This is a genomic window from Paraburkholderia sp. SARCC-3016, assembly GCF_031119615.1.
Taxonomy (GTDB): Bacteria; Pseudomonadota; Gammaproteobacteria; order Burkholderiales; family Burkholderiaceae; genus Paraburkholderia.
In genome coordinates this window covers 22,611-47,321 of the sequence record NZ_JAVHZD010000016.1, presented here as the reverse complement: position 1 = coordinate 47,321, position 24,711 = coordinate 22,611, and the positions used below count along the sequence as shown (strand labels likewise).

Below are 24,711 nucleotides of genomic sequence, written 5' to 3'. Positions count from 1 at the left end.
GCGGCTCTGCGATTCACGCGCCGACGTCTGCAAAAATCACGCGGTAAGCGCCGTCTGCATTCTGGCGAGCCGCGCGCGGACCGAGGTATCGAGCACTTCGTCGCCCACCGTCACACGCACGCCGCCGATCAGCGACGCGTCCACTTCGACGGTCGGCTTCAGCTTGCATTTGAACTTGCGCTCGAGCGCCGCGACGAGTTCGTCCAGTGCCTGGCCTTCGAGCGGGAATGCGCTAACGATATGCGCGTCGGCCGCGCCTTCGCGTGCGTTCTTCAGCGCGTCGAACTGCGTCGCGATTTCCGGCAACAGCGGCAGCCGGTGATTGTCGACCAGCATCTGCACGAAGTTCTTTGCCTGCGCGTCGTCTTTGAGCGGCGACTTCACCGCGGCGAGCACGAGGTCGACGACCTGGGCGCGGCCCACCTTCGGGCTCGTCGCGATCGATTCGACTTCGGGCAAGCTCGCAACCTGAGCCAGTTCCTGCACGAGCGTGGACCAGGCGTTGACGTCGCCCGCCTGCGCGACGGCAAACAGCGCTTCAGCGTACGGACGGGCGATGGTGGCAAGTTCGGCCATGATCAGAGCTCGGTTTTGAGTTGATTCAGCAGATCGGCGTGAACCGACTGGTTCACTTCACGCTTCAGGATCTGTTCGGCACCCTTCACCGCAAGCGCCGCCACTTCACCGCGCAGCGCTTCGCGCGCCTTCACGATTTGCTGGTCGGCATCGGCCTTCGCCTGAGCGATGATCCGGGCGGCTTCGGCATGCGCCTGCGCCTTGATTTCGTCAGCGACCGACACGGCGCGCTTTTCGGCTTCGGCGATGCGCTGCTGGCCATCGTTGCGAGCCTGCGCAAGCTCCTCGCCGACGCGCTTGTGCGCGGCTTCGAGTTCCGCCTTGCCCTTTTCGGCAGCCGACAGGCCATCGGCGATTTTCTTCGCGCGCTCGTCGAGGGCGTTGACCAACGGCGGCCACACGAACTTCATCGTGAACCACGCGAGGATCAGGAACACGACCATTTGCGCAAACAGAGTTGCGTTGAGATTCACGGTGTTTCCTTAAATGTTGCTAGTTCGGACGGGGAGACGGGAAACGGCAAGGCGCTCATCGAATCAGTGCTCGATCAGCGCCCAGTACCCGTTCCGCTTAGCGCCATTCCTGTTATAGGTCAGGGCGCGCAGTTCCGAGGAACCTCAGCCTGCCAGCTTCGACAGCAGCGGGTTCGCGAACGCAAACAGCATGGCCACACCAACGCCGATCAGGAACGCCGCATCGATCAGACCCGCGAGCAGGAACATCTTCGTTTGCAGCGGGTTCATCAGTTCCGGCTGGCGGGCGCACGCTTCGATGTACTTGCCGCCCATCAGGCCGATACCGATACAGGCGCCGATTGCACCCAGGCCGATGATGATGCCGATACCGATGGCGGTCAGACCCTGGATGTTGGCGATGAAAGCTTGCATGATCACTCCTTTGTGAAAAGTCTTTTTGGAACTGGGATTTAGAAAAATAAAAGCGATTCTTTTAGCCGACAGGACCGGGGTTAGTGGCTGTCGTGTGCCTGGCCGATATACACCAGCGTCAGCATCATGAAAATGAACGCCTGCAACAGAACGATCAGGATGTGGAAGATCGCCCACACGCTGCCCGCGATCACATGGCCGATGAAGCCAAGCACCGTCGTGTCCGCACCGAAGTTCCAGATGCTGCCCAGGAGGGCAATCAGCAGGAACAGCAGTTCACCCGCGTACATGTTGCCGAAAAGCCGCATGCCGAGCGAAACCGTCTTCGCGACGAACTCGATGATGTTCAGTGCAAGGTTCGGGATCCACAGCAGCGGATGTGCGCCGAACGGGGCCGACAGCAGTTCGTGCACGAAGCCGCCTGCGCCCTTGATCTTGAAGTTGTAGTAAATCATCAGCACGAACACGCCGAGCGCGATGCCGAGCGTGCCGTTCAGATCTGCCGTCGGCACGATGCGATGATGGGGGATGATTTCCGAGAGGCCCAGCCAGCCGATCACGCGGCCCGGCAGGTCGACGGGGATGAAGTCGAGCGCGTTCATCAGCGCGACCCAAACAAACACCGTGAGCGCGAGCGGCGCGATGAAACGGCGGTTGCCGTGGATCATCGCCTTCGATTGGTCTTCGACCATTTCGACGAGCATCTCGACCGCGCACTGGAAGCGGCCCGGAACGCCCGGCGTGGCTTTGCGCGCAGCGAGGCGCAAGATGAGGATGGTGACGAGGCCGCAAACGATCGACCAGAAGAGCGTATCCAGATTCCAGACATGGATGTCGAAAATCGACGTCTGATGCTCGGTGGAGAAATTCTGCAAGTGATGCGCGATGTACTCGGACGGATCCAGAGCGCGCGTTCCTTCGCTAGCTGCCATATCGTTATTGCCACCCAAATTGTCGAAAATCGTTCCAGGCCGCCTGCCGCCGTTCGCGTCGCAGGCCAACCCGGTGCGAGCCGTCTCGAGCCCGCACGCCATTCGGCGACGCGTTGCCGCGTCAGCCAGTGTTCTTTACCTTCGCTTGACCTGCGTTACCGCCAGGCTAGTGCTATCCAGTACGTCTTGAGCGCGAGCAGGTAAGTCACGAGCAGCGGAACCCACTGCACGCCGTGATACCCGAACGCGATGGCAACGAACATGGCGATCGTCGCCCCCATCTTGAGCGCTTCGCCGATCATCCAGCTCATCACCGTCTCGGCGCCGCTCAACTTCTTCAGACGTGCCGCGAACAACGCGCTCGGCACCCAGCAAATCGCCCCCCCGAGAAATGCGGACAGCGCAGCATCGCCCGGCGGCTTGTAGAACAGCCACCACAGCAGCGTCGCACCCAGGGACAAAACCATTTGCGCCGCCACGACCTTGTAAGGCGTGACGCGCGATGGACGACTCACGTTCGGACCGAATAGCTTCTCAGCCTCTGCCCGAGTGAGCGGAACGATATTGTTATCTTGCTGCTCGACATCCCACGCATCGTCATGCCCGGTTCGCTGCTCATTACGCTGAACAACGTCCTGAACTTTCGATGAATCTGAAGCCGTCTCAGAGACGCCATGCTCAGTACGGTGATTGTCGTCGCTTTGCTTCGGCGCTTGATGCAGCGCCGCGTCCGACTTTTGTACCGCCATTGCAGTGTCCCGCCAAGTTCTGTTCAGCCCGCGAGCTTACTCACCGCTTACGGGGGTGCCAAGCAAATAAATCCGGGGGATTGTAAGCGATAGTTGCAACCAATTCAAGACTTTAGGGTACTCAATAAATACCGTGGCGGCGTGTCTCGCGATACGAAAACATGCCTTTTTTGAATGAATCGGCCAGCGATTGTAAGCGACCTGCCGATGCATCGAAGCCGCGCGCTTTTCGAAATTTTTTCACCGCTTCGCCGATGCTTCATGCAGCGAAGGCCGGTGTCAGAAATGCAGCAGAATCCATCCGCCGAACACGCCGGCGATTATCCAGAAAGGCACTGAAAAAAGATGAAACTGCGTCCACATGCCGCGCTCGTTCGAGAGCCGCATGGCGATCAGATTCGCGAGCGAGCCGATCGCGAAACCGAAGCCGCCGACGCTGACGCCGAATGCGAGCGCGCGCCAGTCCCTGGAAAATTCAGCGAGCATGATCGCAGCCGGAACGTTGCTGATGCCCTGCGACAAAACTGCGCCTGCCACATAGGTTCTTAATGGCGTCGCGAGGTGCCACGCGCTCACCGACTGATGCACGAACGGCAACGCGGCAACGCTGCGCAGCACGATAAACATCAGCACAAAGATCAGCAGCAGCAGCCAGTCGATCTTCAGCACAATTAATGGCCGCCAGAGCAGAAAACCGATTGCGACGCCCGCAAGGCCGATGCCGGACCGATGCGCGTCCGCGAGCACGACGAACGCGATGAACAGCAAAGCCGCCACGCCGATGAGCGGCCGGTCCACCGGATGCGGCTCGACGTCCTTCGACAGATCGAGCGGCGCGCCGCGGAACGACACTGCCGTCAGCAAATACAGCATCGCCATCAGCACTGCGCACAATGGCGCGAGCGCCCAGACGAAGCCGCCGAACGATACGCCGCTCGTTTGCCACAGGAACAGATTCTGAGGATTACCAAGCGGTGTCAGAATCGAGCCCGCGTTGACCGCGAGCGCGATGAAGATGACGAGGCGCCTGAGCGGCAACGGCGTCAGCTTGTGCAGCGACAACGCAAGCGGCACGACGACGAAGAGCGCGACATCGTTTGTCAGTACTGTCGATAATGCGGCCGCGAGCCCGATCAGCAGACACGCGAGCGCACGCTCCGTATGGATATGATGAACGACACGATGCGCGGACCACATCAGGAATCCTGAACGCTCCACGGCTTTCGTCAGAATGAGCAGACCGGTAAGCGTCAACACGGTCTGCCAGTCGACGAGCGACGGCAGCGACGTCCATGCGCGCGGATGGAGGATTTGCAACAGGATCAGTGCGATCGCCAGAATCGCGAGCACCGGTTCCTTTGCGACGAATAGCCATACGGCCCGCAGCACGTGGTGCGCGGGCGTCGACGCGCGTTCCGCTGACGGCACGATCGAACGCGCTTAAGCAGAAGCGTCGGTGCCACGCAGACGCGCGAGAATACCCTCGAGCGCGTCCAGGTCGCCGAATTCGACCGTCAACTGGCCCCGTCCGCGGCGACCGAGCTTGATCTTCACCGTTGCCGCGAGCAGGTCCGACAGTTCTTCTTCGAGGCGCCGCGTATCGCGGCCGCCGTCGTGGTCCACGCGCACTTTCGGCGCCGGCGTGGCCTTGTTGGTCGCGGTCACGAGCTTTTCGGTCTCGCGTACCGACATGCCTTTGTTGACGACCTGGTTTGCGAGCGTGATCTGCGTCGCCGAGTCGACGGCAAGCAGCGCGCGCGCGTGACCCATATCGAGATCGCCGGCAAGCAGCATGGTCTGCACAGGCGCCGCGAGGTTCAGCAGGCGCAGCAGGTTCGATACCGCACTGCGCGAGCGGCCGACCGATTCCGCTGCCTGCTCGTGCGTGAACTTGAATTCGTCGAGCAAACGCTGGATGCCCTGCGCCTCTTCGAGCGGGTTCAGATCTTCGCGCTGGATGTTCTCGATCAGCGCCATCGCCGCGGCGGCCTGGTCCGGCACGTCGCGCACGAGCACCGGCACTTCTTCGAGGCCCGCGATATGCGCGGCGCGATAGCGGCGCTCGCCCGCGATGATTTCGAATCTGTCGCCGCCGATCGGCCGCACGAGAATCGGCTGCATCAGGCCCTGCGCACGGATGCTCGCCGCGAGCTCCTGCAATGCGCCCTCGTCCATGCGCGTACGCGGCTGGTACTTGCCCGCCTGCATCCGCGACAACGGCAGCGTATGCGGCGCGCCATCGATCTTGACCGCTTCGGTGATGTCCGCACTTCCGCCAAGCAGCGCCTCGAGTCCTCTGCCCAGCCCCTTCTTTCTTGCTACTGCGTTCATCGTGTTTCCTCGATCCGATTTCGACGATTGGCGTTGTGTACTCATAGCGCGCGCACCCGTTCGATCATTTCCGCGCCGAACTGCACGTAGGCTTGCGCGCCGCGCGACGCACGGTCGAACACGACGCCGGGCAGCCCGTAACTGGGCGCCTCGGCAAGACGCACGTTGCGCGGGATGACCGCGTCGAACACCTTGTCGCCGAAATGCTCCTTCAACTGGTCGGACACCTGTTGCTGCAAGGTGATGCGCGGATCGAACATCACGCGCAACAGGCCGATTACTTTCAGATCGCGATTCATGTTCGCATGAACCTGCTTGATCGTATTGACGAGGTCCGACAGACCTTCGAGCGCAAAGTACTCGCATTGCATCGGGATCACGACGCCGTGCGCGGCGCACAGGCCGTTCAGCGTCAGCAGCGACAGCGCCGGCGGGCAGTCGATCAGCACGAAATCGTAGTCTTCGACGACGTGCAGCAGCGCTTCCTTCAGTTGACGCTCGCGGTTTTCGACACCGACCAGCTCGATCTCGGCGCCCGCGAGTTCGCGGTTCGCCGGCAGCACATCGTAGGAAACCGCTTCGGATTTGACGCGCGCGTCGGCTACCGCGACCCCGTCGCACAGCACTTCATAGACGGTGTTCTCGCACGCGGCCTTGTCGATACCGCTGCCCATCGTCGCGTTGCCCTGCGGATCGAGATCGATAAGCAGAACACGTTGTCCCTGCGATGCGAGGCTCGCGGCGAGATTGACAGCTGTCGTCGTTTTGCCGACTCCACCCTTCTGGTTCGCAACGCAGAAGATTTTTGCCATCTTGGATGTGTCCCTTTGCAGCCTTGGATGTTTGGTATGAATTCGCTTGTGCGCCGGCTTTGCTACCTGCGCTCGCCGCGTCGACTTAGCGACGCCGGCCTAGTTTGACGCACGCGCAGCCGCCGCACCAGGTTCTTCGACAAGAATTTCCAGCAAATGCCGTTCAGCATCGAGCGAGGGCACATCAAGCCGGATGACCTGCTTCACTTTCGCACCGGCGGGCAGGCGCGCGATCTCGGCATCGGGACGCACACCCTTCATCGCCCAGATCGCACCATGTTCCGTGACGAGATGCCGGGCCAGTGTAACGAAATCCGCGAGCTCTGCGAATGCGCGCGATACGATCACATCGAATTTTTCGGGTACTTCGATACCGGGACGCAACGTTTCGACACGTCCGGTCACCACCGATAAATTCGCGAGCGCGAGCTCGGCCTTCGCCTGCGCCTGAAACGCGGTTTTCTTATGAACGATGTCGTTGAGCGTGACGCGCCAGTCCGGCAGCACGATTGCGAGCACGATGCCGGGCAGTCCGCCGCCTGACCCGACGTCGAGCACCGACGACGCGGCTCGCCGAGCTACGAGATGCGGCACGATCGATAGCGAGTCGAGAATGTGCTGGACCAGCATCTGCCGCGGGTCGCGTATCGCCGTCAGGTTATAGACGGCGTTCCATTTGGCGAGCAACGCGACGTAGTCGAGCAGTTTTGTGTGTTGCGTGTCGGTGAGTTCGATGCTCAGTGCGCGCGCGCCTTCGACCAGCAGCGCCGCCAGCGACTCGCGACTGGCAGCGACCGAACCGCTGTGACGCGCCGTCATTGAGCGGCCGGCGTGCTGTCCGTGCCGGAATCGGTGGTGACCGGCTGCGTCGCGGCCACTGGACGGCGGCCCAGCCCCCGCTTCAGGTGAACCATCAGCAGCGAGATCGCGGCCGGCGTGATACCGGAAATCCGCGAAGCCTGACCGATCGTCTCCGGACGGTGCTGCGTGAGCTTCTGACGCGCCTCGAACGACAGTCCGCGCACGTCCGCATAGTCGAGCGCGTCCGGCAGACGCGTGTTCTCGTGCGCCCCGTTACGCTCGATCTCGTCGGCCTGACGCTCGATGTAACCTTGGTACTTGATGCCGATTTCGATCTGTTCCTTGATCTGCTCGAGCAGAATCGGATCATCGGCGAGTGCTTCTATCGGCGCGCAGGCGCCGTCGCGCAATGCGCAGACGCCATCGTATGAAACGCCCGGACGGCGCAACAACTCCGCGAGGTTGTACTCGTGATCGATCGGCTTGCCGAGCAAGGCCGTAGCTTCGTCAGAGGAAAGCGTCTTCGGTGTGACCCATGTGGAGCGCAGACGCTCTGTTTCACGTGAAACCGCGTCGCGCTTGCGGCTGAATGCGTCCCAGCGCACGTCGTCGACGACGCCAAGTTCGCGACCGATTTCCGTCAAACGCATATCGGCATTGTCTTCGCGCAGACTGAGGCGATATTCAGCTCGACTCGTGAACATCCGGTACGGCTCAGAAACGCCGCGAGTGACCAGATCGTCGACCAGCACGCCGAGATAGGCCTGGTCGCGACGCGGGCACCATGCTTCCTTGCCCTGCACCTGCAATCCGGCATTAATGCCGGCGAGAAGACCTTGGGCCGCGGCTTCTTCGTAGCCGGTTGTCCCGTTGATCTGCCCCGCAAAGAACAGTCCGCTGATCGCCTTGGTTTCAAGCGAAGCCTTCAGCGCACGCGGATCGAAGTAATCGTATTCGATCGCATAGCCGGGCCGCAGGATATGCGCATGCTCAAGGCCGCGCATCGAGCGGACCAGATCCAGCTGTACGTCAAACGGCAGGCTCGTCGAGATGCCGTTCGGGTAGAACTCGTTAGTCGTCAGCCCTTCCGGTTCGAGGAAGATCTGATGCGATTCCTTCGACGCAAACCGATGGATCTTGTCCTCAATCGAGGGACAGTAGCGCGGACCGACGCCTTCGATCACGCCCGTGTACATCGGCGACCGGTCGAGGCCGCCGCGGATGATGTCGTGCGTCTGCGCGTTCGTGTGCGTGACCCAGCACGGCACCTGACGCGGGTGCTGTTCGGCGCGACCAAGGAATGAAAACACCGGCACCGGATCGAGATCGCCAGGTTGCTCCTCGACCTTCGAAAAGTCGATGGTGCGACCGTCGATGCGCGGCGGGGTACCGGTCTTCAGGCGCCCTTGCGGCAGCTTCAGTTCCTTCAGGCGTGACGAAAGGGACACGGCAGCCGGATCGCCGGCGCGGCCACCCGTGTAATTGTTGAGCCCGACGTGAATCTTGCCGTCCAAAAACGTCCCGGCCGTCAGCACCACGGCGCGCGCGCGAAAACGGATACCAACCTGCGTAACAGCGCCGACCACGCGATCGCCTTCCACCATCAGATCGTCGACCGACTGCTGGAACAGCCACAGGTTCGGCTGATTTTCGAGGCGGCTCCGGATTGCCTGCTTATACAGCAGTCGATCCGCCTGCGCCCGCGTCGCCCGGACCGCGGGCCCCTTCGACGAATTCAGGATCCGGAACTGAATACCGCCTTCGTCGGTAGCAGCCGCCATCGCACCGCCGAGTGCGTCGACTTCCTTGACCAGATGGCCCTTGCCGATGCCGCCAATCGACGGATTGCAGCTCATCTGGCCGAGCGTTTCGATGTTGTGTGTGAGCAGCAGCGTCTTGTTGCCCATGCGGGCCGAAGCCAGTGCGGCTTCAGTGCCGGCGTGCCCGCCGCCGACGACGATTACGTCAAACTCTGTGGGATAAAGCATCGGAGATCTCACGCAGACCGTTGACGTGAGCCTTTCAGAAAAATGTATGGGCGAATTATAACGGGTTCGCTTTTGGCCCGATTTACGTCGAGTTGCGTACGGACACAAAACGGCGCGTTTCACGTGAAACACGCCGCGCTCGCCGGGGACGAAATCCGTGAAACCGCTGCAAATCACCACGCGCTGCCCGGATCTTCCCGCGCCGCTGCAACCCGGTGACAGGTGTCAAGGGACCTTCTTCGCTAAGCCGAGATAGGTTTCAATCACCCGCGGACTGTGCGCCAATTCCGCCGCCACCCCCTCGAGCGCTATTTCGCCCGTCTCCAGAACGTAGCCATAATCGGAAATCTGCAACGCCGCCCGCGCATTCTGCTCGATCAACAGCGTCGCGACGCCGGTCTCGCGCAGCGCGCTGATGATACGGAAGATCTCCTTCACGAACAGCGGCGCAAGCCCAAGGCTCGGCTCGTCGAGCATCAACAGTTCGGGCTTGCCCATCAGCGCGCGCCCGACCGCGAGCATCTGCCGCTCGCCACCCGACAAGGTCCCAGCCGCCTGCTTCCGACGCTCCTTCAGCCGAGGGAACAAGCCGAATACCGGATCAAGCTGATCGAGGTAATTGCGCTCGCCCAATTTTCTCCGCCGATATGCGCCGAGCACGAGATTGTCCTCGACCGTCATCGTCGCGAATAGCTCACGCTTTTCCGGCACGAGGCACATTCCGCCCGCAACACGCTGTTCGACTGGCAGCGCGCTAACGTCGCGCGAGCGAAACAGAATCTCGCCCTGCGAGAATCCCGTCACCGGCAGCGAACCCATGATCGCGTTCAGCAGCGTCGACTTCCCTGCTCCGTTCGGCCCGATCACCGAGACAATCTGCCCCGGCCGCACCTCGATCCGCGCGCGATGCAACGCTTCGACTTTCCCATAACGGACCGACAAACCGTCGACTCGCAAAATCGGCCCGGACGTAGCGGCCGTTACGTTAGGCATCGTCATCACTCCACCCCGCCCAGATACGCTTCGAGCACAGCCGGATCTTTTTGCACCTCCTCGGGCAAACCTTCCGCGATGCGCGTACCGAATTCCATCACTACGACCCGATCCGTCAGATTCATCACGAAGTCCATATCGTGCTCGACAAGCAGAATGCTCATCCCCTCTTCGCGCAGCCGGCGCAGCAACGCAGCCAGCTGCTGCTTCTCCTGATAGCGAAGGCCGGCGGCCGGCTCGTCGAGCAGCAGCAACAACGGATCGCAGCACAACGCGCGCGCAATCTCGAGAATTCGCTGCTGGCCGAGCGCGAGGCTTCCGGCTTCGTCATCCCTATGCTGCTCGAGCCCAACGCGCCGGATTTGCCGGGCGGCTTCGGCCATCAAGCGTGCTTCCTCCGCGCCGTTGAGCCGCGCAATGCTTCGCCACACGCCGGCGCGGCCGCGCAGATGCGCGCCGATCGCGACATTCTCGAGTACCGACATGCCCGGCAGCAGCTTGACGTGCTGAAATGTCCGCCCGATTCCGCGCCTCGCAATCGCGCGTGAATTCAGCCCGTCGATCCGCTCGCCGCCGAACGTGACCGTACCGCGCGTCGGTGGCGTCACGCCGGTGACGAGATTGAACGTTGTCGACTTGCCGGCGCCGTTCGGTCCGATAAGCCCGACGATTTCGCCCGACTTCACATCGAAACTGACGTCGTTCACAGCGACGAGCCCGCCGAACTCCTTACGCACGTTGTCGACGCTCAGCAACCGTTCGCCGGCCGCCGGCTTGCTGCGCATCGGCAACGGCGGCTGCATGTCGTCCGGAACATGGACACGCGGCCCCCGAGGGAAAAACCGGGCGACCAACGGCCAGACGCCGCCGCGCGCGTACTGCAGCAGCACAACCATCAGAATGCCGAACACGATCACTTCGAAGTTGCCGTTCTCGCCAAGCAGCTTCGGCAGCAGCGTTTGAAGATAGTCCTGCAGCACCGTCAGAATCGCGGCGCCGAGCACGGCGCCCCACACGTGCGACACGCCGCCGACCACGGCCATAAACAGATACTCGATGCCGTGATTGAGCCCGAACGGCGTCGGATTCACCGCGCGCTGCAGATGGGCATAGAGAAAGCCCGAAACTGCCGCCAGTACCGCTGCATAGATAAAGATCACGACGCGCATCCACGCGGTGTCGACACCCATTGCCTCCGCCATCGATCCACCGCCGTGCAGTGCGCGAATCGCTCGTCCGGGCCGACTATTAAGCAGATTCTGAACAGAGACGACCGCACCAAGCACGACGACCCAGATCAGGTAATAGATATGCCGCCCCGTCTCCAGATCGATGCCGAGCAGGTTCAGCGCCGGAATGCCGTTGATGCCGTCGTACTTGCCGAGCCATTCGAGGTTGCCGAACAGAAAGAACAACGCGAGCCCCCACGCGATCGTGCCGAGCGGCAGAAAATGCCCGGACAGCCGCATGGTCACGAGGCCGAGCACGAGCGCGATCAGCGCAGTCAACAGGACGCCGGCGATCAATCCAAACCACGGCGACACGCCGAATTGCGTCGTCAGGTACGCAGTCGAATACGCGCCGATGCCGACGAATGCAGCCTGCCCGAAACTCGTCATGCCTCCGATGCCCGTCAACAACACGAGACCGATTGCGACGATCGAATACAGGCCGACGTAGTTGAGCAGCGTGATCCAGTATTCGGGCACGTGAACCGGTTTCGGCAGGACCGGCAGCGCAAATAGCACGACCAGAAATAGAAAGAACGGTCCGTTTCGAACGAGGCGTTTCATCGTGTCATTCCTCCGCCTCTTCTGTGTGCGGCGTCGCGAGACTACGCCACAGCAGCACCGGAATGATCAGCGTGAATACGATCACTTCCTTGTAAGCGCTCGCCCAGAACGACGAATACGACTCGAGCAAGCCGACCAGCAAGGAGCCGGCTGCCGCGAGCGGATAGCTGACGAGCCCGCCGATGATCGCGCCGACGAAGCCCTTGAGGCCGATCAGAAAGCCGGAGTCGTAGTAAATCGTCGTCAGCGGCGCGACGAGCATGCCGCACAGCGCGCCGAGGCCCGCTGCGAGCGTGAACGCCAGGCGCCCCGCCTGCGTCGTGCCGATGCCGACCAGTTGCGCGCCGACGCGGTTCACCGATGTCGCGCGCAGCGCCTTGCCGGAAAGCGAGCGGTCGAAGTACAGATACAGCGCGACGATCAGCACGAGCGCCGTGCCGATCACCCAGAGGCTCTGCCCGGAAATCGCCAACGTGCCGATATTGAATGTCGCGTCCGAGAATGCGTTCGTGCGCGAGCCTTCTGCACCGAACATCACGAGCCCCAGGCCCACCATCGCGAAGTGCACCGCGACTGCGACGATCAACAGCAGAAGCGTCGTGGTTTCGGCTATTGGCTGAAAGGCCAACCGGTAGACCAGTGGACCCATGGGAATCACGATCAGCAACGCGAGCGCGATCTGCACGACCATCGGCTGCGGATGCATGAAGAGCGCGCGCGTCAGTGCATAGACGGCGGCCGGGAACAGCAGATACTTGCCGGCCAGCGCAGCGAACGTGCGCGCCGCAGCGCCGCGTCGTTCGGGATGCCGAACGAGTCCGGCCGCTTCCACGACGAAGCACGCGGCGCCTAACGCGACGAGCATCGTGCATGTGGCCGGAAATTTCTGCGATTGCAGGCCGGCGAGCGTCAACGCGCCATATGAAACGAACTCTCCTTGCGGGATAAAGATCACGCGTGTCACCGAAAAAACTAGCACGAGCGCAAGTGCGAGCAATGCGTAGATCGCGCCGGTCGTGATGCCGTCCTGCGCGAGGATCGCCGCGATTGATAGATCCATACAGAATCGTCCTTCGTGGAGCGTCGAAAACCGGAATGGGGAGAAAACAGAAAGCGCATGGAAAAGCGGGAACGCCTTGCGCGCTGATCGACGCCTCATCGCGATCGTTAATCGCGACAATTCATCACAGCGGCGCCTGCCATTGTCCCCGATACGAAGCTTGCGCGCCGACGTCGCGGCCGCAGGCCATGGATGGCTTGTTCTAGTCTTTCTGCAATTGCCATTTGCCGTCGACGATCCGCACGATCACGCGTGCGCGACTGTCGAGGCCATTGTGATCGGTCGCCGTCATGTTGAAGATGCCGTGCGACCCGGGCATGTTCTTCACGCTTTCGAGCGCCTCGCGCAGCGCGGTGCGAAACGCGACCGTGCCCGGCTGCCCCTTCTTCAACGCTTCGGGAATCGCCCGCTGCAGCAACTGGCCGGCATCCCACGCATGGCCGCCGAACGTCGACAGCGAGCCCGCGCCATAGACCTTTTCGTAGGCACTCTCGTAGGCTTGCGACGACTGCTTGACCGGGTTCGAGTCCGGTAGCTGATCGGCGACGAGAATCGGCCCCGCAGGCAGCAGCTCGCCGTCGCAATCCTTGCCGCACACGCGCAGGAAGTCGTTATTCGCGACGCCATGCGTTTGATAGATCTTGCCGTTGTAGCCGCGCTCCTTCAGCGACTTCGCAGGCAACGCGGCGGGCGTGCCGGAACCTGCGATCAGTACCGCATCGGGGTTCTGCGACATCATTTTCAGCACCTGGCCGGTTACCGATGCATCGGTGCGGTTATAGCGTTCGTTGGCAACGAGCTTCAGATGATGTGCGTTCGCAGCCGCATTGAAGACCGAGTACCAGCTCTCGCCATACGCATCCGCAAAGCCGAGAAACGCGACCGACTTCACGCCGTGCCTCTCCATGTAAGCGGCGATTGCATCGGCCATCAGCGCATCGTTTTGCGGCGTCTTGAACACCCATTCGCGCTTCGCATCGATCGGCGCGACGATCGACCCGGATGCTGCAAGCGAGATCATCGGCGTTTTGCTTTCGGCGATGGGGTCGAGCATCGCCAGCGAGGCGGGCGTGACCGTCGAGCCGATAATCGCATCGACATGGTCTTCGTCGATCAGCTTATGCACGTTCTGCACCGCATGCGTGCTGTCGGTTGCATCGTCGAGCACGATGTATTGCACGCTCTTGCCGCCGATTTCTTTCGGCAGCAGCGCGATGGTGTTCTTCTCAGGAATGCCGAGCGACGCGGCAGGACCAGTCGTCGACAACGTCACGCCGATCTTCACCTGTGCCGCGGCCGAGCCGGCGCCGCACGCGGATGCCGCGGCGAACGTGGCAGAGACGGCGGCGCGCATCCATCGTTTCGTGTTGTTCAAGGTTCGACCTGTTCAGATATCCGGGGCTTCGGTTTCGCTGCGAGCAGGCAGAAAAAAAGGCGCGTCGAGCTGCACGCGCCTTCTTTGCCGGGATGCATCAATGCACCGATACCGATGCAAATCAGTCCGACACGAGCTTCCACTTGCCATCGACGATCTGCACCATCACGCGCGCCCGCTCGTCGAGGCCGGCGTGATCGTTGGCGCTCATGTTAAAGATGCCTTGCGAGGCCGGCAGGTCCCGCGTGCTTTCGAGCGCCGCACGCAGCGCTTCGCGGAACGCCGGCGTACCCGGCTGACCTTGCTTCAGCGCGATCGGAATCGCATGCTGCAGCAACAGTCCAGCATCCCACATATGACCGCCGAATGTCGACACTGACCCGGCGCCGTACGCGGATTCGTACGCATGCTTATACGTGAGTGCGGCCTGCTTCGCGGGATTCGACGCCGGCAGCTGATCGGCGACGAGCAACGGACCGGCCGGCAGATAGGTGCCGTCGCAATCCTTGCCGCACACGCGCAGGAAGTCGTTGTTCGCGACGCCGTGCGTCTGGTAGTACTTGCCGTTGTAGCCGCGTTCCTTGAGCGTGCGCTGCGGCAACGCGGCCGGCGTGCCGGCGCCCGCGATCAGCACCGCATCCGGGTGCTGTGACATCATTTTCAGCACTTGCCCTGTCACCGAAGTGTCATTGCGCGCGAAGCGCTCGCTGGCGACGACCTTGATGTTCGCCTGCTGTGCCGCCTTCGAGAACTCCTTGAACCAGCCCTCGCCATAGGCATCCGCGAAGCCGATGAACGCAACCGTTTTCACGCCGTGCCTTGCCATATGCTGCGCGATCGCGGTCGCCATCAGGATGTCGTTTTGCGGCGTCTTGAACACCCACGCGCGCTTCGCATCCATCGGCTCCACGATCGCCGCGGCCGCGCCGAGCGAAATCATCGGCGTATGAGCTTCGCTTGCGATGTCGATCATCGCAAGCGAGTTCGGCACGACAGTCGAGCCGATCAATGCGTCGACATGGTCTTCGCTTGCCAGCTTGCGCGTGTTCTTCACGGCCTGCGTCGAATCGGTCGCATCGTCGAGTACGATGTAGTCGACCTTCTGCCCTGCAATTTCTTTCGGCAGCAACGTGGTGGTGTTCTTCTCGGGGATGCCGAGCGACGCCGCCGGGCCCGTCGCCGATACCGTGATGCCGATCTTTACGTCTGCCGCTATCGCGCCGTGATACGCCACACACAAAAACGCCGCGCTCATCCATCGCCATGCCGACTTCATTCCACTCCTTACGCCCGTGTCGAAACGCAATCGATATAAAGGGCCGGTTTTAAGTGGCATGACCTTGTGGCCACACCAGGGACATCAATATCAGGGAATGGCGAGTGTAGCCGAAGGCGCCGAGGCGTGCGGCGAGGCTAGCAAGGCGGTATCTACCGCCGGAAAGAAGCAGGCTTATTGAAGCGGCCTCGCGGCGCAGAAACTCAGTTTCGAGCGCCGTTCATTGACGCGGCAAGATGAGCACGCCGGATACTTCGCGAAAAGACAGACAAAAAGTAAAAAGCGCTGTTGGATCCAGTCCAACAGCGCTTTTGTATGGGCGCTTAGCGCCTCATTGTCTCCTCGTTCTCCACCTGCAAAATTCGGGTGCATCAGAACTGTGTGAAGATTAAACAAGCACGCTCTATCGAACAACTAGCATTTACCCTAGTGGTGCAGCTGCGCACCGTATCGGGGCGCGCAGTGTCGACACTTTGACATACATGTCGAACTCGTTTGGCGCCTGTTTGACCGCGTTAGTTTTGAATCGGATAACGAAGCAACCGGACATGGCCGGAAGCGTTTCCACTTCCGCCTGCCCCACCCGCTTATGCACGCAATGGCTTCACGCGCGCAACGATTTCGCCGACAATGCCGCGCCTGAATGCAAGCACGCAAGCGATAAAGATCAGGCCCGTGACGATCGTCACCGATTCGCCTAGCGAACGGAACCAGTCGATACCCGTCGCCGCCGCGATCACGTTGCCAATATCGCCGAGCCGCTCTTCGAGCGAGACGATCAGCGCGGCGCCGAGCAGCGGCCCAAACAGCGTGCCCATGCCGCCGACGAGCGTCATCAGCACGACGAGGCCCGACATCGTCCAGTACGCATCGCTCAACGTTTCGAACCCGAGCACGAGCACCTTCATCGCACCGGCGAGACCCGCGAGCCCTGCGGACAGCACGAACGCGAGCAGCTTGAAGCGGTTCGTATCGTAGCCAAGCGAAATCGCTCGCGGCTCGTTCTCCTTGATCGCGACCAGCACCTGCCCGAATGGCGAGTGCACGATGCGCACGATCAGCATGAAGGCGAGCACCATCACGAGCAGTACGACGAAATACAGCGTGAGGTCCGACGAGAGATCGAGCAGGCCGAACAGCCTGCCGCGCGGCACGCCTTGCAGCCCATCCTCGCCATGCGTGAACGGCGCCTGCAGAAACACGAAGTAGATCATCTGCGCGAGCGCGAGCGTGACCATCGCGAAGTAGATGCCCTGCCGGCGAATCGCGAACAGCCCGACAATCAACCCCAACAGCGTCGCGGCCGCGGTGCCGGCGAGCACGCCGATTTCAGGCGTCGTACCGAGCGACTGGATCGCATAGCCGGTGATATACCCGGCGGTCGAGAGAAACATCGCATGCCCGAACGACAGCAGCCCCGTGTAACCGATCAGAAGATTGAACGCCGCCGCAAACAGCGCAAAGCACAGCACCTTCATCACGAACACCGGGTACACGCCGGCAAACGGCGCAACGATGAGACCGATGAGCAGCAGCACGTAGAGCGCTTTTCTCTGCATTATTTTTCCTTGCCGAAGAGGCCTGTCGGCCGCACGAGCAGCACGAGCGCCATGATCACGAATACGACCGTGGCCGACGCCTCCGGATAGAACACTCGCGTGAAGCCTTCGATCACGCCGAGCAGCAGGCCGGTCAGAATCGAGCCCATGATCGACCCCATCCCGCCGATCACTACCACGGCGAACACCGTGACGATCAGCGGTTGCCCCATCAGCGGCGAGACCTGGATGACAGGCGCGGCCAGCACGCCGGCAAACGCCGCGAGCGCGACGCCGAAACCATAGGTGAGCGTGACCATCATCGGCACATTGACGCCGAAGGCTTCGACGAGCTTCGGATTCTCGGTACCGGCGCGCAGGTAAGCGCCAAGGCGCGTCTTCTCGATCACGAACCACGTCGCGAAGCAGACGATCAGCGACGCGACCACCACCCAGGCGCGATAATTCGGCAGAAACATGAAGCCGAGATTGGTCGCGCCGGAAAGCAGATCTGGCACATCGTACGGTTGACCGGACGCGCCGTAGATCGAGCGGAACACGCCTTCCACGACCAGCGTGAGCCCGAACGTCAGCAACAGCCCGTACAGGTGATCGAGCTTGTAGAGCCAGCGCAGCATCGATCGTTCGATCAGCATCCCGAACAATCCGACGATGATGGGCGCGAGCACGAGCATCACCCAGTACGGCAGGCCGAAATACGCGAGGCCCATCCATGTGAGCATGGCGCCGAGCATGAACAATGCGCCGTGCGCGAAGTTGATCACGTTGAGCAAGCCGAAAATCACCGCCAGCCCGAGGCTCAGGATCGCGTAGAACGAACCGTTCACGAGACCGAGCAGCAACTGGCTCAACATGGCCGGCAGCGGGATGCCAAAAATATCCATTGAACGCGTCGTCAAAGTGAAAGCAAAAGCGCGCTGGGCGCATCAGGCCAACCGCAAATCCACCGTAGCCCAATGCGCCCAGCACGCGGAACGTGCGCGCCTGCCGCCGCCTGTCCGCGGCAGGCTATCGCCGGCGCTTATTTCCACAACGCGCAGCGCGTTTCCTGCTTTGTCGTAAATGCCTGTTCGCCCGGGATCGTTGCCGTGATCTTGTAGTAGTCCCACGGTTCTTTCGACTCGGCGGGCGTCTTCACCTGCATCAGGTACATGTCGTGAATAAAGCTGCCGTCCTGGCGGATATAGCCCTTACCGTAGAAGTCGTCGATCCTGGTCTTCTTGAGCTGCGCCATCACCTTGTCCGGATCGGTCGAGCCGACCGCCTTCACGGCATTCAGATATGTCATCGTGGCCGAGTAGTCGGCTGCCTGCAGGCTCGACGGCATCTTCTTCATCTTCTCGAAATAGCGCTGGGCCCATTTGCGCGTGTTCGCGTCCTTGTTCCAGTACCAGCTGTCGGTCGCGATCAGGCCTTGCGTCGTCTCGAGCCCGAGACTGTGGATGTCGTCGATGAAGATCAGCAGCGCGGCGATCTTCATCGTCTTCGTGATGCCGAACTCCTTGGCGGCCTTGATCGCGTTGATCGTATCGCCGCCCGCATTCGCGAGCCCAAGAATCTGCGCCTTCGACGCTTGCGCCTGCAACAAAAACGACGAGAAGTCCGATGCGGACAGCGGATGCCGCACTTCGCCAAGCACTTGGCCGCCGTTGGCCTTCACGACGTCCGCGGTGTTCTTTTCGAGCGCCTTGCCGAATGCGTAATCGGCGGTCAGAAAATACCAGGTCTTGCCGCCCTGCTTCGTGATGGCCGAACCGGTGCCTTTGGCGAGCGCGGTCGTGTCGTACGCATAGTGGACCGTGTACGGCGTGCACTGCTCGTTGGTCAGCGTATCGGCGCCCGCACCGATGTTGATGTACACCTTGTGCTTCTCGCCCGCGACCTGGTTTGTCGACAACGCGGTTGCCGAGTTCGTGCCGCCGATCACGGCGTCGACACCGTCGCGGTCGAACCACTCGCGTGCGCGCGAGGCGGCGATATCGGCCTTGTTCTGGTGGTCCGCGTAGAGAATCTGGATCGGCTTGCCGTTCACCTTGCCGCCGAAATCCGCAACGGCCATGCGAATCGCCTCGAGGCCGCCCTGGCCATCGATGTCGGCATAGAGCCCCGACATGTCGGTGATAAAGCCGATCTTCACGGCGTCGTCGGCTGCCCGCGCGCTGCCCGCGGTCAGCGCGATACCGGCGGCCGCCGCGAAACAGAGTGACGTGAGGCGCGCGAGAGTTTTCCTTTTCATCTGTGTGTCTCCTTGGTTCTGCGTTGTGTTTATCAGAGGCAATGTGCGTCGCGGGAGCGGCGGGCGCGGTGCCGCGACATCGAAGCGCCCGCGCCGCTCACACGCCGAGCAGGTCGTGCAGGACCGGCATTTTGCTTTCGAGCTCCTGGGCGCCGAAATGCTCGACGATGCGGCCGTGCTCCATCACATAGAAGCGATCCGCAAGCGGCGCGGCGAAGCGGAAATTCTGCTCGACCATCACGATCGTGTAGCCGCGCGACTTCAAGGTGACGATCATTCGCGCAAGCGCCTGCACGATCACCGGCGCGAGTCCTTCCGAGATTTCGTCGAGCAGCAGCAGGTTCGCGCCGGTGCGCAGAATGCGCGCGACCGCGAGCATCTGCTGCTCGCCGCCCGATAGCCGCGTGCCCTGGCTCATGCGGCGTTCCTGCAGATTCGGGAACATCTCGTAGATTTCGGAGAGCGACATCATGTGTGCCGCGTCGCCGACCAGGGGCGGCAGCAGCAGGTTTTCCTCGCACGAGAGGCTCGAGAAAATGCCCCGTTCTTCGGGGCAATAACCGATGCCGCAATGCGCGACGCGGTGCGTGGGCAGATCGATCGTTTCGCGGCCGCCCACGCGTATCGAACCCGTACGACGCCCCGTCAGTCCCATGATCGCGCGCAAGGTGGTCGTGCGACCGGCGCCGTTGCGGCCAAGCAGCGTGACGACCTCGCCGCGCGCAACGGTCAGATCGACGCCGTGCAGGATGTGCGACTCGCCGTACCACGCCTGCAGCCCGGCGATTTCGAGCGCCGGTTCCGCACTCAACGCCCCGTTCGTTTCGACGTTCTCGTTCTCGGTGACCGTGCTCATGCATGCGCTCCGGCCAGCGCGGCATCGGCACTGCCCATATAGGCCTGCGTCACGAGCGGATTCTTCGATACGTCCGCATAGGTTCCTTCCGCGAGCACCTCGCCGCGCTGCAGAACCGTGATCGTATCGGAGATGCCGGCAATCACATTCATGTTATGTTCGACCATCAGGATCGTGCGGCCCGCCGATACTTTTTTGATCAACGCCGTGACGCGGTCCACGTCTTCGTGGCCCATGCCCTGCGTCGGCTCGTCGAGCAGCATCAGTTCGGGCTCCATCGCGAGCGTCGTCGCGATTTCGAGCGCGCGCTTGCGGCCATACGACAGCTCGACCGTCGGCACGTCGGCGAAATCCGCCAGGCCGACTTGCGTGAGCAGATCGAGCGCGTTGTCGTCGAGCTGATGCAGCGTGCGCTCGCTCTTCCAGAAATGAAACGCGGTGCCCAACGCGCGCTGCAAGCCGATGCGCACGTTTTGCAATGCGGTCAGATGGGGGAAAACTGCGGAAATCTGAAACGAGCGGATGATGCCGCGCCGCGCAATCTGCGCCGGCCGCTCGCGTGTGATGTCGACGCCGTTGAAGACGATTTGCCCGGCTGTCGGTTCGAGAAACTTCGTAAGCAGATTGAAGCAAGTGGTCTTGCCCGCGCCGTTCGGGCCGATCAGCGCATGAATCGAGCCGCGCCGCACCCGCAGGTTGACGCCGTTGACCGCCGTGAACCCCTTGAACTCCCTCGTCAGCCCGCGCGTCTCGAGTATCGTATCGCCGAGAATCATGTTCCCTTCCATGCGAAGTAAGGCGAAGCACTACGGTAATCCGCGCAGCGTTGCGCAAGGTCGGATGGCGTTCAAACCCCCGTTGCCGGTCGTGGCGTGATGCACCAATACAGACGGCAAGCCATGCCGCACTACGCAGCATGGCTGCCATTGTCGCGCCATTGATGCAGCGCATTCATTGGGATTTGCACTAACTGATGCGGCGCACATCCGGGGTCGGCACCCGGCGAGGCCCGTCCCCTCAGGCATGCGCCGCCGCCCGGGTACTGTCACGCAACCGACACGGGCGCCGCGGCAGACATCGCTTCGTTTTGCATCGTGCTGCGCTGCGCGCGACGGTCGGCACGGATCATTTCGCTCGCGCGCTCGGCGATCATTAACGTCGGCGAGTTCGTGTTCCCCGACGTAATGTTGGGCATGACCGACGCATCGACCACGCGCAAGCCGTCGACACCGATCACACGAAGCCGCGTATCGACTACCGCGGCGGGATCGTCGGTCGTTCCCATTCGGCATGTGCCGACCGGATGAAAGATCGTCGTGCCGACCTCGCCCGCCGCGCGCTGCAATTCCTCTTCGGTCTGGAACTGCACGCCCGGCAGAATCTCTTCGGGCGAATAGCGCGCGAGCGCTGGTGCAGCCGCAATGCGGCGCGTGAGCCGCAAAGCGTTGGCCGCGACGTGCCGGTCGTAATCGGTCGACAGATAGTTCGGTGCGATCAGCGGCGGCGCATGCGGGTCGGGCGAGCCGATATGAATGCTGCCGCGCGACGTCGGCCGCAGGTGACATACCGACGCCGTAAATGCATTGAAACGATGCAACGGTTCGCCAAAGCGGTCGAGCGACAGCGGTTGAACGTGGTACTCGAGGTCAGGACGCGTAATCGACACATCGCCGGCATCCGATTTCGCGAATGCGCCGAGCTGCGACGGCGCCATCGACATCGGACCGCTTTGCATCAGCAGATACTGAAGCCCGATCATCAGCTTGCCCCACCAGTGCGCCGAAGACGTGTTCAACGTCCGCACGCCGCGCACTTTATAAGCCATCCTCAATTGCAGATGATCCTGCAGATTCTCGCCGACGCCGCGCAAATCCCGCACGACATCGATGCCGAGGTTTTGCAGGCGCGCACCATTGCCGATCCCCGACAACTCGAGCAATTGCGGCGAATTGACGGCGCCGGCGCTCAGGATCACCTCGCATTTCGCCTTCGCGACGTAGTCGACGTCGTTGCCGCGATATTCGACGCCGACGCAGCGTTTGCCCTCGAACACCAGACGCTGCGTATGCGCACCCGTGATGATCGTCAGATTCGGCCGCCCGAGCGCGGGCCGCAAGAATGCCTTCGACGCATTCCAGCGAATGCCGTGCTTCTGGTTCACTTCGAAGTAGCCGACGCCGCTGTTGTCGCCACGATTGAAATCTTCGGTGTGCGGAATACCGGTTTCGTGCGCCGCATGGGCGAACGTCTCGAGAATCCTCCATTTGAGGCGCTGTTTCTCGACGCGCCATTGGCCGCCCGCGCCGTGCCATTCGTTACCGCCGCCGTGATGGTCTTCGCTGCGTTTGAACACCGGCAGCACGGCATCCCAGGCCCATGACGAATCGTTCGTGACGCGCGCCCATTCGTCGTAGTCTTCGCGCTGGCCGCGCATATAGATCATGCCGTTGATCGACGAGCTGCCGCCGAGCACCCTGCCGCGCGGATACGACAGCGAGCGTCCGTTCAAGCCAGGCTCCGCTGCTGTTTTGTAGAGCCAGTCGGTACGCGGATTGCCGATGCAGTGCAAGTAGCCGACAGGTATGTGGATCCAGTGATAATCGTCCCTGCCGCCCGCTTCGAGCAGCAGCACCGACACGTCGCGGTCCTGGCTCAGACGGTTCGCGAGCACGCATCCCGCCGTGCCCGCACCGATCACGATGTAGTCGAATTCGCCTTCGAGCGTTCTTTCACCTGCTGCACGTCCGCCTGCTGTGCGCGTCGTTTGCGACGTTACGTTAGTCATGCTCACTGCCGGTCTCCTTGCGCGTTGCGCCGCTAGCCGTTCGGCACAGCGCGTTCGCTATATCGCTTTCACTCTCAACCCTATCCGCCGCGTGCTTACTTCGCGACCGGCATCGTGAATTCCGCACCCTTCGCGATGCTGTCCGGCCAACGCTGCATGATGCTCTTGTAGCGCGTGTAAAAGCGCACGCCTTCCTCGCCATAGGCGTTGTGATCGCCGAACAGCGAGCGCTTCCAGCCGCCGAACGAATGCCATGCCATCGGCACCGGAATCGGCACGTTGATGCCGACCATGCCGATCTGGATCTGCCGCGAGAACGCGCGCGCGATACCGCCGTCGGTCGTGAAGCACGACACGCCGTTCGCATACTCGTTCCTGTTGATGAGCTCGACGGCCGATGCAAAATCGGGCACGCGCACGACGCACAACACCGGGCCGAAGATTTCGTCGCGATAGATCGACATATCGGTCTTCACGTTATCGAACAGCGTGCCGGCAAGAAAGAAGCCCTTCTCGTGCCCCGCCACTTCGTGACTGCGGCCATCGACGACGAGCGTCGCGCCCTCCTTCACGCCCGCATCGACGTAACCCGACACCTTCGAGCGATGCGCAGCCGTGACGAGCGGGCCCATCTCCGCCGTGGGGTCCATGCCATTGGCGATCTTCAGCGCCTTCACGCGCGGCGTCAGACGTTCGACGAGCTCGTCGGCGATATGGCCGACCGCGACGGCGACTGAAATCGCCATGCTGCGCTCGCCGGCCGAACCGTATGCGGCGCCGATCAACGCGTCGACGGCCTGATCGAGGTCCGCATCGGGCATCACCACGAGATGATTCTTGGCGCCGCCCAGCGCCTGGACGCGCTTGCCGCGCCTGGTGCCTTCCGTATGGATGTATTCGGCGATCGGCGTCGACCCGACGAACGACACGGCGCTGATGTCGGGATGCGCGAGCAGCGCGTCGACCGCAACCTTGTCGCCATGCACGACGTTGAATACGCCATCGGGCAAACCCGCTTCCTTCAGCAATTCGGCAAGCCGGATCGATGCGGACGGATCGCGCTCCGACGGCTTCAACACGAACGTGTTGCCGCATGCGATTGCCATCGGGAACATCCAGCACGGCACCATCATCGGGAAGTTGAACGGCGTGATGCCGGCGACCACGCCAAGCGGCTGCCGCAGGTTCCAGTTGTCGATACCGCCGCCGATCTGATCGGTGAAATCGGTCTTCAGCAGATTCGGAATGCCGCATGCGAATTCGACGACTTCGATGCCGCGCGTCACCTCGCCCTTCGCATCGGAAAACACCTTGCCGTGTTCGCGCGTAATCAGTTCGGCGAGTTCGTCGTGATGTCTATCGAGCAGTTCCTTGAACTTGAACATCACGCGTGCCCGCTTGAGCGGGGCGGTCTCGCTCCACGCCGGAAATGCAGCCTTCGCCGCCGCGACCGCCGCATCGACTTCCGCGACGCTTGCGAGCGGCACGCGTGCCGCGATGCTGCCGAGCGCCGGGTTGAACACGTCGCCGAAGCGCTGGCTCGTGCCCTCGACCAGACGTCCGTGGATCGCGTGCTTCAGCTCCCGCACGCGCGAAGGGTTCCGATCTGTCTCGCTCATGTTTTCCTCGCCGAAAAAGTCGATGGATGTCGCGCTCTTATGTCGCCTTTGAACCGAAGCGTAATCGCGTTCAATACGCGAAA

At 62.0% G+C, this 24,711-nt stretch carries 22 protein-coding genes; all 22 read right to left on the bottom strand.

The features are described from left to right. Positions 1-36 precede the first annotated feature (36 nt). Positions 37-576 (bottom strand): F0F1 ATP synthase subunit delta, encoded by a 540-nt coding sequence (locus QYH69_RS17330; protein WP_308833081.1) that lies wholly within the window; start codon positions 574-576, stop codon positions 37-39. A gap of 2 nt (positions 577-578) precedes the next feature. Continuing rightward, positions 579-1,049, bottom strand: coding sequence for a F0F1 ATP synthase subunit B (locus tag QYH69_RS17325; RefSeq protein WP_075155349.1), 471 nt, complete (start codon positions 1,047-1,049; stop codon positions 579-581). 144 nt (positions 1,050-1,193) lie between these two features. Then, positions 1,194-1,463, bottom strand: coding sequence for a F0F1 ATP synthase subunit C (gene atpE / locus QYH69_RS17320; protein ID WP_007180033.1), 270 nt, complete (start codon positions 1,461-1,463; stop codon positions 1,194-1,196). A gap of 80 nt (positions 1,464-1,543) precedes the next feature. Further along, positions 1,544-2,395, bottom strand: coding sequence for a F0F1 ATP synthase subunit A (gene atpB, locus QYH69_RS17315; protein WP_308833080.1), 852 nt, complete (start codon positions 2,393-2,395; stop codon positions 1,544-1,546). Positions 2,396-2,550: 155 nt separating this feature from the next. Then, positions 2,551-3,144: an ATP synthase subunit I gene (locus QYH69_RS17310; RefSeq protein WP_308833079.1), complete on the bottom strand. Its 594-nt coding sequence runs from the start codon at positions 3,142-3,144 to the stop codon at positions 2,551-2,553. Positions 3,145-3,423: 279 nt separating this feature from the next. Then, on the bottom strand, positions 3,424-4,572 hold the full coding sequence (locus QYH69_RS17305) for an SLC13 family permease (protein WP_308833078.1): 1,149 nt from the start codon (positions 4,570-4,572) through the stop codon (positions 3,424-3,426). A 12-nt stretch (positions 4,573-4,584) separates the two neighbouring features. Next, positions 4,585-5,475 carry a ParB/RepB/Spo0J family partition protein gene (locus QYH69_RS17300; protein ID WP_308833077.1) on the bottom strand — a complete coding sequence of 297 codons (891 nt, stop codon included), beginning with the start codon at positions 5,473-5,475 and terminating at the stop codon, positions 4,585-4,587. Positions 5,476-5,516: 41 nt separating this feature from the next. Then, positions 5,517-6,287: a ParA family protein gene (locus QYH69_RS17295; protein ID WP_075155354.1), complete on the bottom strand. Its 771-nt coding sequence runs from the start codon at positions 6,285-6,287 to the stop codon at positions 5,517-5,519. Positions 6,288-6,386: 99 nt separating this feature from the next. Then, complete coding sequence (gene rsmG, locus QYH69_RS17290) at positions 6,387-7,106, bottom strand: 16S rRNA (guanine(527)-N(7))-methyltransferase RsmG (protein WP_308833076.1); 720 nt, start codon at positions 7,104-7,106, stop codon at positions 6,387-6,389. After that, the gene (gene mnmG / locus QYH69_RS17285; RefSeq protein ID WP_308833075.1) at positions 7,103-9,076 is read right to left on the bottom strand and encodes a tRNA uridine-5-carboxymethylaminomethyl(34) synthesis enzyme MnmG; all 1,974 of its coding nucleotides are present in this window, start codon (positions 9,074-9,076) and stop codon (positions 7,103-7,105) included. The genes rsmG and mnmG overlap by 4 nt, the downstream gene beginning before the upstream one ends. Positions 9,077-9,301: 225 nt before the next feature. Further along, complete coding sequence (locus QYH69_RS17280; protein WP_308833074.1) at positions 9,302-10,069, bottom strand: ABC transporter ATP-binding protein; 768 nt, start codon at positions 10,067-10,069, stop codon at positions 9,302-9,304. A gap of 5 nt (positions 10,070-10,074) precedes the next feature. Beyond that, complete coding sequence (locus QYH69_RS17275) at positions 10,075-11,862, bottom strand: branched-chain amino acid ABC transporter ATP-binding protein/permease (RefSeq protein ID WP_308833073.1); 1,788 nt, start codon at positions 11,860-11,862, stop codon at positions 10,075-10,077. 4 nt (positions 11,863-11,866) lie between these two features. Beyond that, positions 11,867-12,922 (bottom strand): branched-chain amino acid ABC transporter permease, encoded by a 1,056-nt coding sequence (locus tag QYH69_RS17270; RefSeq protein WP_308833072.1) that lies wholly within the window; start codon positions 12,920-12,922, stop codon positions 11,867-11,869. A 202-nt stretch (positions 12,923-13,124) separates the two neighbouring features. Then, entirely contained in the window at positions 13,125-14,297 is a 1,173-nt protein-coding gene (locus QYH69_RS17265) for an ABC transporter substrate-binding protein (protein WP_308833071.1), read from the bottom strand. 121 nt (positions 14,298-14,418) lie between these two features. Then, positions 14,419-15,573, bottom strand: coding sequence for an ABC transporter substrate-binding protein (locus QYH69_RS17260; RefSeq protein ID WP_308833070.1), 1,155 nt, complete (start codon positions 15,571-15,573; stop codon positions 14,419-14,421). A gap of 587 nt (positions 15,574-16,160) precedes the next feature. After that, positions 16,161-17,132: a branched-chain amino acid ABC transporter permease gene (locus QYH69_RS17255; protein ID WP_308833069.1), complete on the bottom strand. Its 972-nt coding sequence runs from the start codon at positions 17,130-17,132 to the stop codon at positions 16,161-16,163. Continuing rightward, positions 17,132-18,016, bottom strand: a complete 885-nt coding sequence (locus tag QYH69_RS17250; RefSeq protein ID WP_308833068.1) for a branched-chain amino acid ABC transporter permease — start codon at positions 18,014-18,016, stop codon at positions 17,132-17,134. The genes QYH69_RS17255 and QYH69_RS17250 overlap by 1 nt, the downstream gene beginning before the upstream one ends. Before the next feature lie 137 nt (positions 18,017-18,153). Then, positions 18,154-19,368, bottom strand: coding sequence for an ABC transporter substrate-binding protein (locus QYH69_RS17245; RefSeq protein ID WP_308833067.1), 1,215 nt, complete (start codon positions 19,366-19,368; stop codon positions 18,154-18,156). Between the two features lie 97 nt (positions 19,369-19,465). Continuing rightward, on the bottom strand, positions 19,466-20,224 hold the full coding sequence (locus tag QYH69_RS17240; protein WP_308833066.1) for an ABC transporter ATP-binding protein: 759 nt from the start codon (positions 20,222-20,224) through the stop codon (positions 19,466-19,468). Continuing rightward, positions 20,221-21,000: an ABC transporter ATP-binding protein gene (locus tag QYH69_RS17235; RefSeq protein WP_308833065.1), complete on the bottom strand. Its 780-nt coding sequence runs from the start codon at positions 20,998-21,000 to the stop codon at positions 20,221-20,223. The genes QYH69_RS17240 and QYH69_RS17235 overlap by 4 nt, the downstream gene beginning before the upstream one ends. 269 nt (positions 21,001-21,269) lie before the next feature. Continuing rightward, the gene (locus tag QYH69_RS17230; RefSeq protein WP_308833179.1) at positions 21,270-23,009 is read right to left on the bottom strand and encodes a GMC family oxidoreductase N-terminal domain-containing protein; all 1,740 of its coding nucleotides are present in this window, start codon (positions 23,007-23,009) and stop codon (positions 21,270-21,272) included. Between the two features lie 95 nt (positions 23,010-23,104). Then, the gene (locus QYH69_RS17225) at positions 23,105-24,628 is read right to left on the bottom strand and encodes a CoA-acylating methylmalonate-semialdehyde dehydrogenase (RefSeq protein WP_308833064.1); all 1,524 of its coding nucleotides are present in this window, start codon (positions 24,626-24,628) and stop codon (positions 23,105-23,107) included. Between the last annotated feature and the right edge of the window lie 83 nt (positions 24,629-24,711).

What these genes read in the sequence shown, in the direction of transcription:
- atpB (WP_308833080.1), bottom strand. Translation starts at nt 2,395, where the DNA reads ATGGCAGCTAGCGAAGGAACGCGCGCTCTGGATCCGTCCGAGTACATC.
- QYH69_RS17230 (WP_308833179.1), bottom strand. Translation starts at nt 23,009, where the DNA reads ATGACTAACGTAACGTCGCAAACGACGCGCACAGCAGGCGGACGTGCA.
- QYH69_RS17280 (WP_308833074.1), bottom strand. Translation starts at nt 10,069, where the DNA reads ATGCCTAACGTAACGGCCGCTACGTCCGGGCCGATTTTGCGAGTCGAC.
- QYH69_RS17240 (WP_308833066.1), bottom strand. Translation starts at nt 20,224, where the DNA reads ATGAGCACGGTCACCGAGAACGAGAACGTCGAAACGAACGGGGCGTTG.
- QYH69_RS17245 (WP_308833067.1), bottom strand. Translation starts at nt 19,368, where the DNA reads ATGAAAAGGAAAACTCTCGCGCGCCTCACGTCACTCTGTTTCGCGGCG.
- QYH69_RS17270 (WP_308833072.1), bottom strand. Translation starts at nt 12,922, where the DNA reads ATGGATCTATCAATCGCGGCGATCCTCGCGCAGGACGGCATCACGACC.
- QYH69_RS17275 (WP_308833073.1), bottom strand. Translation starts at nt 11,862, where the DNA reads ATGAAACGCCTCGTTCGAAACGGACCGTTCTTTCTATTTCTGGTCGTG.
- QYH69_RS17255 (WP_308833069.1), bottom strand. Translation starts at nt 17,132, where the DNA reads ATGCAGAGAAAAGCGCTCTACGTGCTGCTGCTCATCGGTCTCATCGTT.
- QYH69_RS17295 (WP_075155354.1), bottom strand. Translation starts at nt 6,287, where the DNA reads ATGGCAAAAATCTTCTGCGTTGCGAACCAGAAGGGTGGAGTCGGCAAA.
- QYH69_RS17300 (WP_308833077.1), bottom strand. Translation starts at nt 5,475, where the DNA reads ATGAACGCAGTAGCAAGAAAGAAGGGGCTGGGCAGAGGACTCGAGGCG.
- mnmG (WP_308833075.1), bottom strand. Translation starts at nt 9,076, where the DNA reads ATGCTTTATCCCACAGAGTTTGACGTAATCGTCGTCGGCGGCGGGCAC.
- atpE (WP_007180033.1), bottom strand. Translation starts at nt 1,463, where the DNA reads ATGCAAGCTTTCATCGCCAACATCCAGGGTCTGACCGCCATCGGTATC.
- QYH69_RS17235 (WP_308833065.1), bottom strand. Translation starts at nt 21,000, where the DNA reads ATGATTCTCGGCGATACGATACTCGAGACGCGCGGGCTGACGAGGGAG.
- QYH69_RS17330 (WP_308833081.1), bottom strand. Translation starts at nt 576, where the DNA reads ATGGCCGAACTTGCCACCATCGCCCGTCCGTACGCTGAAGCGCTGTTT.
- QYH69_RS17310 (WP_308833079.1), bottom strand. Translation starts at nt 3,144, where the DNA reads ATGGCGGTACAAAAGTCGGACGCGGCGCTGCATCAAGCGCCGAAGCAA.
- QYH69_RS17260 (WP_308833070.1), bottom strand. Translation starts at nt 15,573, where the DNA reads ATGAAGTCGGCATGGCGATGGATGAGCGCGGCGTTTTTGTGTGTGGCG.
- QYH69_RS17250 (WP_308833068.1), bottom strand. Translation starts at nt 18,016, where the DNA reads ATGGATATTTTTGGCATCCCGCTGCCGGCCATGTTGAGCCAGTTGCTG.
- rsmG (WP_308833076.1), bottom strand. Translation starts at nt 7,106, where the DNA reads ATGACGGCGCGTCACAGCGGTTCGGTCGCTGCCAGTCGCGAGTCGCTG.
- QYH69_RS17225 (WP_308833064.1), bottom strand. Translation starts at nt 24,628, where the DNA reads ATGAGCGAGACAGATCGGAACCCTTCGCGCGTGCGGGAGCTGAAGCAC.